This window comes from Rahnella bruchi, assembly GCF_003614975.1.
Taxonomy (GTDB): domain Bacteria; phylum Pseudomonadota; class Gammaproteobacteria; order Enterobacterales; family Enterobacteriaceae; genus Rahnella; species Rahnella bruchi.
The window spans coordinates 90,963-103,047 of record NZ_QZWI01000017.1 but is presented as its reverse complement, the minus strand read 5'-3'; the positions used below and the strand labels follow the sequence as shown (position 1 = coordinate 103,047).

Here is a 12,085-nt window from a genome sequence, read left to right as displayed (position 1 = left end):
TTACTGCCCATCGAGGCCAGTGTAAGTCCGTCATAAAGGCGGTTGCAGCCTAAGAAGTGGGAAGCCTCGCCGTTTACGGCGGGGAGCAGTCACCCGTCGCTTCCTTTTCACATCTGCAATACTATTTATCCTGATTCAGCGCTTCGCCTTATCCCGCCTCGGTCTGACCGCAATATCTGTAATTTGCGTGTCGTCACTGGCGTCGATCACCAGACGTACTGCCGCAGCCACTGATTTCGGCGTGCTGTATTCGCGCGGGTCGATGGCTTCAAAGTTGCCCTGACTTTCGCGAGTTTTGCGATTCATCGGCGTATCTGTCGGGCCGGGCGCGACGGTGGAAACACGCACGCCGTGTTCGCTTTCTTCCTGCCGCAGCGCGTGGGCGAGGGCGCTGAGGGCAAATTTTGACGCGCAATACACCGTGTTTCCGCCATCGGCTTTGGTACCGGATCCTGAACCGATAAACACCACCTGACCTTCCTGTTTTCTCAGCGCCGGTAATGCCAGTCTCGTGAATTCAGCGGGGGCAAACACGTTAATGGAAAACTGCTGCTGCCAGTCCTCTGGCGTTGCATTTTCAAGACGGAACGGTTTGGAAATGGCCGCCGAATGCACCAGCACATCAATCGCCGGTATTTCACCGACAAACCGCGCAATGGTGTCAAAATCATGCAGGTTAATTTCAACAGCATCGACATTTTCAATCAGCCGCAGCGCAATCAGGCTGTCTTTATTACGCCCGAGCGCATAAACGCGATGGTCGCGCGCCAGATTGTGGACAACCGCCAGTCCGATACCGCTGGTACCGCCGGTGACCACTGCAACAGGGAGTGAACTCATGATGTTTTCCTTAGGTTTTTTCATCAAGTTATCAGCTTTGCGCAGGGCGAACGACTGCGTTTATTGGATTAGCTTTTGCACGGAGTGGAATAGTCATGCTGTTTTTTGGAATAATAAAAAAAGGGATTAATTCTTTATTTATCCCGCCGCTTACATCCTGACTAAATCGGTAAATAAACTGTGGGAAGAGGCCCTAATGCGAGTTGAGAATACTGGCGGAGAATATATGCGCGAAGAAAATTCCTAAAAAATCGGAATAGGCACCCAATTGTTATTAATTTCCCCAATATTTTGTCTTACCAAAAGCTGCATTCTTATCATGCTCAGATTATCTTGTGCTGATTGCTTTCATTTTTATGTGAATTTTCATGATTTTTTTCATGTTTAACGGCTTGCTATAGAGCAAAAATCTTAACAAATGAGTTATTCAACTTAATATAGCGCAGCCTGAGTAGTTGTTAGTATATTGATCTGGCGGGAGCAAGGGTTGCTCTCAGAGTCAGGGCGAAAATATCGCTTAATAACGACGCCATCAATATCTCAAGGACTTACAATGTTTAACACTAAAAATAAAACGCTGGTTATTGCTTTATCTGCCCTTATTTCAGCTTCTGCTTTCGCAGCTGATGATCCGACGCCACCGGCGGGTGCCGATAATGGTTCCGGACGTATTCATTTCACCGGAACCGTGATTAATGCACCTTGCTCTGTCGCGGCAGGGGATGAAGACATTAATGTGAATATGGGACAGGTAGCGAATAAAGTGCTGGAAAGCGGCAGCAAATATTCGCAAAACGTGAACTACACGATTCACCTGCAAGACTGCGACCTGGCGGCCCAAACCGTGGGTACTGTGGCTTATCCTGCAGTTTCTAAAGTCGCGGTGTCATTTACCGGCACACCTGACAGCAGTGCAACTGAACTGCTGGCGAATACCGGCAGTGCCAAGGGTGCGGGCATCCGCCTGATTGACGCTAACGGCGATTTGCTGAAAGTCGGTGATACCTCTAAAGATATTGATCTGGTGACGGGTAATAATAATCTGGTCTTTGCTGCGCGTGTGGAAGCCAATACTCAGCCTGTTGCCACCGGTACTCTTGTTTCTCAGGCAACTTACGCCCTGAATTATAAATAAACGTCCGCTATCACTTGGGGGGGAGTATTTCCCCCTTTTTATCTTTGCCAGTACCGGGGTTTTCGATTTATTACCATAAACAAGTGATTTTATTATGGCAGTTGCGATGGAATGGATTTTCACAGGGAAACGGGCAGTTACCGGCATTGTTTTATTTTTATCAGGATGTTGTATTTCAGTCAGAATTTTCGCAGTGGAATTTAACGTTAACTTTATTGATTCCGCCGACCGTAATAATGTCGATTTATCGCGTTTTCAGGTGGCTGATTATATCGCACCCGGCGAATACCTGCTGGATGTGGTACTCAATGGTCGCACGCTCGGCGATCAAAGCCTGATTAAGTATTATGCCTCACAAGATAATAAAAACAGCCGCCTTTGTCTGCCGCCCGCGCTGGTGGATAAATTCGATCTGACGAAGGATGCCCGCCAAAAGCTGACGCTCTGGCATCACGGCGAATGTACCTCTTTAGACCGGCAACCAGAAGTCACCGCCCGCTATGACCAGGAAAAACAAACGCTGAACATTAGCATTCCGCAGGCGTGGCTGGTTTTTCACGACCAGAACTGGGTGCCGCCTTCACAGTGGGATAACGGCGTGAACGGCGTGTTGCTCGATTACAACCTGCTCGGCAGCAAATACATGCCGCATTCTGGCGACAGCACCACCAGTTTCAGCAGCTACGGCACCACCGGTTTTAACCTCGGGGCGTGGCGCGCCCGTGCGGATTATCAGTATTCATCGTCGCGTACCTCCGGCACACCGGCCAGCGATCAATTCACCTGGACGCAGAGCTATTTGTATCGCGCTTTACCGTCGATGGGGGCACGACTGACGGGCGGACAAACTTATCTGAGTTCTGACATTTTCGATTCTTTCCGCTTTCTTGGCGCTTCACTGAACAGTGACCAGCGCATGTTACCGCCTTCGTTACGCGGTTATGCGCCACAGGTCACCGGCATCGCCAAAACCAACGCGAAAGTGAGCATCAGCCAGAACGGTCGTGTGATTTATCAGACCAATGTGTCGCCGGGGCCGTTCGTGGTTCAGGATTTGACCGAAGCGGTTCAGGGCGCGCTGGACGTGAAAATTGAGGAAGAAAACGGCAGCGTCACGACCTATCAGGTGACCACCGCGACTATTCCGTTTCTGACCCGCAAAGGCCAGGTGCGCTTCAAAACGGCGATGGGTAAACCGACCACTGGCAGCAGTCATCACGTTTTGCAGCCCGGTTTTTACAGTGGCGAAATGTCGTGGGGCGCGCTGAATGATTTCTCGGTATATGGCGGCCTGATCGCTACCACCGGCAACTATCAGGCGCAGGCGGTCGGTGTCGGACAAAACCTGCAAAAGCTCGGCGCGGTGTCTTTTGATGTCACACGATCTTCGGCGGCCGTACCGGTGGTGGGTGAGCAAACCGGCCTGAGTTACCGCGCCAACTATTCCAAGCGTTTCGACTCCACCGGTAGCCAGATAACCTTTGCCGGATACCGTTTCTCGGAAAAAACCTTCATGTCGTTCAGCCAGTATCTCGACAAGATGAACGGCGACGGTTATTCGCGCGACGATAAACAAACCTACACCGTTACCGCTAACCAGTATCTGCCGTGGCCGGCCATCACCTTGTATCTGTCGGCGACGCACAAAATCTACTGGAACGAGAGTGCCAGTAACAACTACAGCGCGTCGGTGAGCAAGATTTTCGACATCGGCCGCTTTACCGGCATTTCCGCGACGTTCTCCGCCAGCAAACTGAATTACCGCAGTACCGATGAAAACCAGATGTTTCTGTCGCTGAGTCTGCCGCTGTCTTCCAGGCAGCAAATCAGTTACGACGCGCAGCAGGACTCGCAAAACGGTTTCTCGCAAACGGCGTCCTATTACAACAGTCAGGATCCAAATAACAGCTGGCGCGTGGGCGTGGGGGGTAGCAGTCCGGATCTGCAAAAAGGCCAGGGTGTATTCCGCGCGAACTACCAACACATGTCGCCATACGGCCAGTTCGGGGCTAACGGCAGCGCGAAAAATAACGATTACCGCTCGGTGAATGCTAACTGGTACGGCTCGATGACCGCCACGGCGATGGGTGCGGCGTTGCATCAGAGCAGCGCGGGCAACGAGCCGCGCATGATGTTATCAACGGGCGTAAAGGGGATCCCGGTCAGCGACGGCGCATCAGTCACCAACGATTACGGGATCGCGGTGGTCAACGGTGTGTCGAGCTACCAGACCTCTGATGTTCGCGTGGATGTGAATAATTTGCCGGACGACATAGAAGTTTACAGCTCGGTGGTCAGTAAAACGCTGACCGAAGGGGCGATTGGTTTTCGCAAAATGCGCGCGATCAAAGGCGAACGTCTGATGGCGGTGATCCGCCTGAAAGACGGCAGTCATCCGCCTCTCGGTGCGGCCGTCACCGACAACAGCTCAGGTTTTGAAGCGGGACTTGTCGGCGACAGCGGACTGGCGTATCTGGCCGGAGTGTCCGGCGAAACATCTCTGACCGTGCACTGGGGCGAAGGGCAGCAATGTCAGATTCAGGTGCCGTCAGACCCCGGCGCCCGCGCCGGACAAATTTTGCTGCCGTGCAGCTAATGAAAACTGAAAATCGATCATACAAATTTTACGAGGAAAGGAAGTCCTGATGCACAAACTCATTTCATACTGCGCACTCATGCTGATGGCTGGCGCGGCGTATCCGGTTTATGCCGCCATCAATCTTGACCGGACGCGCGTCATTTTTAACGGCAGCGATAAATCCGTCAGCGTGTTGCTGGAAAACCAGAGCAAACAACTGCCCTATCTGGCGCAGGTCTGGCTGGAAGACACGCAGGGCGAAAAGATCACTTCGCCGCTGGTGGCCTTGCCGCCGATGCAGCGCATCGAAGCCGGACAGAAAAGTCAGATCCGCATCCTGCAATTGCCGCAAGCCGCCACTCTGCCGAAAGACCGTGAATCGCTGTTTTACTTTAACGTGCGCGAAGTGCCTCCAAAGAGTGACATGTCAAACGTCATCCAGGTGGCGATCCAGAGCCGTGTGAAGCTGTTTTACCGCCCTGAGGCATTACAGGATCAGCTAAAGGAAAACTGGCAGGAGCAGCTTGAAGTTTTCGGTCTCAGTGACGGACTAAAACTGACCAATCCCACGCCGTTTTACATCACCGTCGGCTATCTGGGTAAAGATAATAAAGGCAATTTTGCGGGTTTTGATAGCGTAATGCTGGCACCGTTTACCTCTGAAAATCTCACCGGCAGCCGGTATGTGAGTCATCAGTACAGCCTCGGTTATATGGATGATTACGGAGGTTTGCAGGTGAACGAATATTCCTGCCAGACCGCGCATTGTCAGCTTGTGCCAAAAAATCCTCAGGCGAAGAGGTTGTGATGGTTGAACTGATTCGGTTTTTAAGCGGACGAATGACAGTCCTTTTTATCATGCTGTTATTTTCCCGTAGCGCGCTGGCGCTGGACTGCGTGGAGAAGGGCACCGGAATTGTCGACAAACTGCCGATCCCGGTCGGGCAACTCGCTATTCCGGCGAATGTGCCACCGGGAACCAAAGTCTGGGAATCCAACGACATCACCGTGACCGCGTATTGTGACAACGTGCTGGGCAGTAGCATTGACGTGGTGCATTTCTATTTTAATCCCAAATCACAGTCGATTGGTGAAGGGTTAAGGCTGGGCGTCAGTTATAACGGGCAGGAGCTGGAGCAGGATCAGCAGCGCGCCAGTACCAACAGCGCACCGATTCAGCGGGGTGGAAGTGTGACGCTGGACGTCACTTTCCGTCTGTATATCAAGGTAACCGGCACTCCGCCTTCCACCGGGTATTATCTGGGTGCGGATCAGTTCACGGTATTTCAGCTCGACGGCAGCAGCAGTGTCAACAACACGCCGGGGGCGAAAAACCTCAAATACAATCTGTCGGGTTTACAAGGGGTGCGTTTTCTGGCCTGCGGTTCAGATCTGAAAGTGTATCCGGAATCGCAGATTTTAAATTTTGGCGAAATTCAGCGCACGACACTTTCGCGAACTGCGGGCGTTTCGCTGCCGTTTGCTATCCGGGCGGTGAAGCAGGGGTGCTTGGATAACTTCTCGCTACAGGCGGAATTTTCAACGGCCAGTCCGCTGTGGGATAACACGGCGATTGACCTGGCCAACGGAGCGAAACTGATGCTGTTTAACGAGCAGCAACAGGCTATTACGTTCAACCGCTACGATGACTTTGCTCAGCTGAATAATGTGAATGAAGTGACCAAAAACTTTACGGCAAGAGTGAGCGCCATTCCCGGAAGAGAGCTGTCGCTCGGGCAGTTTGATGCGTCGGTGATCGTAAAAATTAACTATTACTGATGGCCATCCAGCAATGTCACCTGTGAGGATAACCCCGGATGCAGCGGATACTGGCTCAGTTGCAGGGGATTAATTGAGATACGCACCGGAATTCGCTGCACATCATTAATCCAGTTCGCCGCGCCGTTTTTGGCTGACAGGGCGGCCAGCGCGGTATCTGTGTCCAGATTGATCCCTTCAATCTGGCCGTCTAATACGACTTTTCTGCCATTAAACTCAGTCACGATGGACGCCTTCTTGCCGATAAGCAGGTCAGAAAGTTGCGTCGCTTTAAAACTGGCGGTCACCCACATCTGATCGTCGGGCACGATGGTCATCAGCATTTGTCCGGCGCTGACGCCCACGCCCGCATGCACATTGTGCCGGGCGACATAACCGGTCACCGGACTGCGCACTTCGGTACGCATCAGTGCCAGACTGGCTTGCTGAAATTCTTCGGTGGCCTGCGAAACCATCTGTTGCTGAGCCGCATCAGAAGCGTCAAGTAATTGCTGATCCTTACGGTAGGCAGCAATCGCTTCATCCAGCGCTCTCTGGCTGCTGCTGACGGCTTTGAGGGTCTGTTGCAAATCCTGTTTTGAAATTGTCACCGCGCCTTTTGACTGGATCCGGCGATGATACCCGCTCAGCGCCTGCTGGTACGCCATCTGGGCTTTCAGGATGCGGGTATTATTCTTTTCATCGGTGGCATAACGGACCTGCGTTTTTTTGACTGATTCTGACAGTTTATTCTCAGCCTGCATATAAAGGTGCCGGGCTTCAGTGTCGTCCAAACGTACCAGTAAATCCCCTTTTTGCACCCGGCCGGTGACGGGCGCGAAAACCTGCGCCACCCGGCCACTGATTTGTGCGGCAAGCGTTATTTCATTGCCGGTGATATATGCATCGCGGGTGCTGGGCATAGCAGAAAAATTAAAATGCCCCCCGGTGGTGAAAATAAAGCACGAGATAAAAATAAATATCCTGATAAGTAATCGTGTTTTATTTCTTGTCTGAAGGGGCAGCGAAATGCGATGTGTTTTTGCATCGTGCCGTAGTTTCATGAAAAATCTTAATTCGCCTTTCCGTAGGAAATAGAAATCCTCACGCGTTCCGAGCACTTAACAAGCCGTGAGGTCATGTCAGTCAGCAGGGGCGTGTAAATATGATCCGTGTTTAAAATATCGAATAAGACTAATCTCCGCTGTCTGATAAATACAGCGGACACGTCGGAAATTTTTGCAGGTGATATCCTACACGTGAAGTCCGTGAGGAAATTTGGGGATTAATCAGTACTATTTTTCTTAACGCCAATGGCAATGGTATTAGGGAGGCTGTAGACTTAATATGAACTCCGTTTCCGGCAAAGAAGAATGCTATAGCATGAGTAAAACGAATAAATTAAACGCTGTCATTGTGGACGATCATCCGCTGGCGCGTATGGCGATTAAAAATTTGCTGGAAAGCGAAGGCATTACCGTGGTCGCAGAAGCCGGAGATGGCGCGCAGGCGCTGCTGCTGGTGGAAGAACACTATCCGGATCTGGTGATCGTGGATGTGGATATTCCGGTAATGAGTGGTATCGAAGTAGTGGAGAAACTCAGGAAACAAGCCTTTAGCCGTATTATTATTGTGGTTTCTGCCAAGAACGATCTGTTTTATGGCAAGCGTAGTGCCGATGCCGGGGCGAATGCTTTTATCAGTAAGAAAGAGGGCATGACCAATATTATTGCCGCCGTTAATGCTTCGCTGAATGGTTACAGTTATTTCCCGTTATCGCTGCATGCTTTTATGGGCAGTCTGTCTTCAGAACAGGAAATGTTGCAGTCGCTTTCCAGTCAGGAAATCAAAGTGATGCGCTATATTCTCGGTGGTGCGGATAATATGAAAATCGCCTCAGAAATGTTTATCAGTAATAAAACAGTAAGTACCTATAAAAGCCGCTTGATGGAAAAGCTGAATTGTAAATCGCTGATGGATTTGTTCTCTTTTGCGCAGCGCAATAAAATTGGGTAAAAGCATGATAATCAGGGTAATAACGTTGTGGTTTGTCTGGTTGTCGGTGATATATCCGGCACAGGCGGCAACGCCCGAACCGGTCACGCTGACGCTGGCTAGCGATTATGACGTTTTTACCCCGGCACTTCCGTTAAACCATTACGATTTATTATGGCTTGCTGCCAAGCGTACGCTGAACATTGGCGTTTATGGCACAGAAATCCCGCCGCTGAGCCTGAATTCCTCCACCGGCCGTTACCGGGGAATGAACGCGGATTACCTGCGGTTGCTGGAAAACTCTTTGCAGGTCAGTGTCGTCATTAAACATTATAACGACGAAGCGCAGGCGCTGGCCGCGCTGAAAGACGGCAATATCGACACCATTCTGACTTCACCCTCCGGCAACGTTGACCTGACCGCGCCGTTCGTTGTCTCGCTCCCGCTGGTTCGTGCGTTTCCGACGTTAGTCACCCGGCAGGCCGATGTGATGAACCCGCTGTCCGATGATAAGGACGAAGTGCGGGTGGCTATCCGGCGAGGATATCCTTCCGAACAATTTATCAGAATTGCGTTCCCGAAGGCTCAAATCACCGCGTATGACGATAACTATCTGGCGCTGGCTTCTGTCGCCAATAAACAAAATGACTACTTCTTTGGGAATAACCTGACGTCGAGTTTTATTCTGGCTCGCGATTTTTATCAGTCGCTGCAAATGGTGAAATTCTGGCGTGAGCCGCAAACCGGCAATCACTTTATTGTTCTGGAAAATCAGTCGCAACTGCGCGGCATTCTCGACACCTTTATCAGTTCCCTGAGCGAACAGACGCATAAACAGGTGGCGCAGTCGTGGGTGGATACCGGCAACGTCTCGTTTCTGAATAAAGCGATGAAATTCACGCCCCGCGAAGAACGCTGGATTGCCAAACATCCGGTGCTGAATGTGCTGATCAACCCGTATTACGCGCCGCTCAGCATGATGGACGACAATCAGGAAATCCGGGGGCTGCTCGGCGATATTCTCAATCTGATCCAACTCCAGACCGGGTTAACGTTCAAGCCGGTCATCGCCAATTCCAACAGCGACATGGTCAATATCATGCGCAAAGGTGGCTGGGATCTGGTGCCGACCGCCACTTACAGCGTCGAGCGCGAAGAAGATATGTTATTCACCCACCCGTTTATCGCCACGCCTTTTGTGCTTGTGACACGGGCCTCCAGCGATCAGCCGGATATTCTGATGCCCGGCGATAAAGTGGCGATCCCCGCTTACCATCCGCTGAGTGAAAAGCTGAAAAAGAAATACCCCGGCGTGACCTGGGTGATTGCCGAAAACACCAGCACGGCGCTGAGTAAACTGATGCTCGGGGAAGTGGATGCCGTTGTCTCCACCCAGCTCGCCTCCCGGTTTATCATCGACCATTATTATCCTGAAAAGATGACCTACACCCGCATCCCCGACGAGCCTTCGGCGCAGATTGCCTTTGCTATCCCGCGCGGTTCACTGGAGTTGCAGAGTATTTTGAACAAGGCGCTGGATGATATTCCGCCGAAAGAAATTCTCAATGTGGCAGGCAAATGGGTGAAAGCGCCGGACGTCAAAATCGGGACCTGGAATCTGTACAACCGCCCATTTTATCTGGTGGTCGGGCTGGCGGCGTTACTGGTGATCAGCAGCCTGTTGTGGGGAGTCTATTTGCTGCGCGCCATCAGCCGCGGCAAAGCGTCGCAGGCCGCGCTGAGCTATCAACTGATTTTGCGCCAGACTTTATCCAACGCCATTCCGGTGCCGGTGTATGTCATTACGCCGGAAGGTGAACTGGAAAGTTATAACAGTGCTTTCGGCGAGTTTTTCACGCCACAATTGCGTGAAAATATGCGCCATTCGCTGTACGACCGGCGTAGCCCTCTGGCGGATATTTTCCCTGATGTGCAGCAGGACATTCAGCAAGGGCTGGTGCCGGACACGGTCATCACTCATCAGCTGGTACTCAATAACGGTCAGGAAGACCGGCTGATCCTGCACTGGCTGACCTCGTGCCAGATGCCGGAAAACATGCCAGCGACGCTGATTTGCGGCTGGCAGGACATCACGGAATCCCGGCAACTGATGAAAGCGTTGCAGGTCGAGAAAGACAAAGCCATTGACGCCAGTCAGGCGAAAAGCCGGTTCCTGGCGGATATGAGTCATGAGATCCGCACGCCTGTCAGTTCGATCATGGGATTTCTTGAGCTGCTGACCACCCGCAAGCAAAGCCCGGAAGAAGCCCGCGAGGCGATTCAGTTGGCCTACAGCACGGCGCAGACGCTGATAGGGCTTATCGGTGATGTGCTGGATATGGAAAAAATCGAATCCGGCAACTTTACGCTGGTACCTGAATGGGTGGATCTGGCGGCGCTCGTCCACGCGACGGTGGCGAATTTCGAAGGGCTGGCGCGGCGGAAACATCTCCGGCTGACCGTCGATTGTCGTCTGGAAGAGGGCAAAACGCTGTGGCTGGATCCGCAGGCTTTTAAACAGGTGCTGTCTAATCTGGTCAGTAATGCCGTTAAATTCACCACGCAGGGCGGGATAGAAGTGATGGCGCACACGCAGGCGCTGGGCGAGGAGCGGGTTTACCTGTCAATGAGCGTGCGCGATACCGGCGCGGGGATAAGCGAGCAGGAGCAGCAGCAATTGTTTAAACCGTTCAGCCAGACCGCCGTGGGTAAACGCAGCGTTGGATCCGGGCTCGGGTTGGTGATTTGCCGCGAAATGGTCGAGAGAATGTCCGGGCAAATCAGCCTTGCCAGCCAGCCGGATGCGGGCACGACCATGACGGTCACCTTGGTGACGCGTACTTCTGACCATGCGCCAGGCGTTTTGTTGCTGGCTGAACAGGAAGCAGTGCTTCCTGCTGCATTAAGGATTGTGATTGCCGAAGATAATCCGACCAATCGCCTGCTGTTGCGCCGCCAGCTGGATATGCTCGGTTATCATGTGGATGAAGCCGAAGACGGTTTGCAGGCGCTGAATCTGATCCAAAAGCAGGATTACGATTTGCTGATCACTGACCTGAATATGCCGAACATGGACGGCATTACGCTCACGCAAAAGGTGCGGGAAACCAATCAGCAGATCATTATCTGGGGCTTAACCGCCAATGCGCAGACTGATGAAAAAGAGCGGTGTCTGGCGACGGGGATGAACCTGTGTCTGTTTAAGCCTATCGATCTGCAACAGTTGAAAGCGGCGTTAAGCGGCGTGCATATGTTCGCAGATACCCGCCCGCTGGAAGAATTCGTCGATATGCCGACGCTTGAGGCACACAGTCTCGGTGACAAAAAGCTGATGTGTCAGATGCTGGAACAGTCGCGCATCGAAAACGATAAAGATATGGCCGCCGCGTTACAGGCGCTGGAACGCCAGGACTGGGATGTACTGCGGCACCATCTGCACCGGATCAACGGCACGATGCAGCTGCTGGGCGCGACAAAGTTGCATTTGCTGGCGGAAAAGTTAGAAAACGTGCTGGCTACCGGGCAACAGGGTTTACAAATAGAAGCTGCAATAGAAGAAGGTACTGCGCAGCTTAAACAGCAAATCATGGCATTCAGCGCCGCCATCGAAACGTATTCAAAATCCACCCGGCATTAATATTGTGTTTTATCCCGCTAAGCCATTCTCCGGAATGGCTTTATTTTTATCCGCCGGTGTGATAAATATTTATTTGAGCGGATGTTCATATTCCCTGTAATCCTCCATTTTACTTCAGACGTTATTCGCAGCCTACGCGTGT

8 protein-coding genes are annotated in these 12,085 nt (G+C 51.9%); 6 read left to right on the top strand and 2 right to left on the bottom strand.

The genetic code is table 11. From position 1 onward, the window contains the following. Positions 1-135 precede the first annotated feature (135 nt). Complete coding sequence (locus D5398_RS21705) at positions 136-840, bottom strand: SDR family oxidoreductase (protein ID WP_120509486.1); 705 nt, start codon at positions 838-840, stop codon at positions 136-138. Positions 841-1,393: 553 nt separating this feature from the next. Here D5398_RS21705 and D5398_RS21700 point away from each other — a divergent pair. From D5398_RS21700 to D5398_RS21685, 4 genes are all read left to right on the top strand, one after another. Continuing rightward, positions 1,394-1,975, top strand: coding sequence for a fimbrial protein (locus D5398_RS21700; RefSeq protein WP_113877688.1), 582 nt, complete (start codon positions 1,394-1,396; stop codon positions 1,973-1,975). A 193-nt stretch (positions 1,976-2,168) separates the two neighbouring features. Further along, positions 2,169-4,571 carry a fimbria/pilus outer membrane usher protein gene (locus D5398_RS21695; protein ID WP_244216810.1) on the top strand — a complete coding sequence of 801 codons (2,403 nt, stop codon included), beginning with the start codon at positions 2,169-2,171 and terminating at the stop codon, positions 4,569-4,571. A gap of 79 nt (positions 4,572-4,650) precedes the next feature. After that, a complete protein-coding gene (locus D5398_RS21690) occupies positions 4,651-5,361 on the top strand; it encodes a fimbrial biogenesis chaperone (RefSeq protein ID WP_244216813.1) in 711 nt (236 codons plus the stop codon). Continuing rightward, complete coding sequence (locus tag D5398_RS21685) at positions 5,361-6,332, top strand: fimbrial protein (RefSeq protein ID WP_120509484.1); 972 nt, start codon at positions 5,361-5,363, stop codon at positions 6,330-6,332. The genes D5398_RS21690 and D5398_RS21685 overlap by 1 nt, the downstream gene beginning before the upstream one ends. Here D5398_RS21685 and D5398_RS21680 read toward each other — a convergent pair. Next, entirely contained in the window at positions 6,326-7,234 is a 909-nt protein-coding gene (locus D5398_RS21680) for an HlyD/EmrA/EmrK family protein (protein ID WP_162940810.1), read from the bottom strand. The genes D5398_RS21685 and D5398_RS21680 overlap by 7 nt on opposite strands. A 460-nt stretch (positions 7,235-7,694) precedes the next feature. On the opposite strand from D5398_RS21680, the gene evgA reads away from it, so the two are divergent. Together evgA and D5398_RS21670 are read left to right on the top strand one after the other, a co-directional pair. Beyond that, positions 7,695-8,327, top strand: coding sequence for an acid-sensing system DNA-binding response regulator EvgA (gene evgA / locus D5398_RS21675; protein WP_113877684.1), 633 nt, complete (start codon positions 7,695-7,697; stop codon positions 8,325-8,327). A gap of 4 nt (positions 8,328-8,331) precedes the next feature. After that, entirely contained in the window at positions 8,332-11,943 is a 3,612-nt protein-coding gene (locus D5398_RS21670; RefSeq protein ID WP_120509487.1) for a response regulator, read from the top strand. The last annotated feature ends 142 nt before the right edge of the window (positions 11,944-12,085 follow it).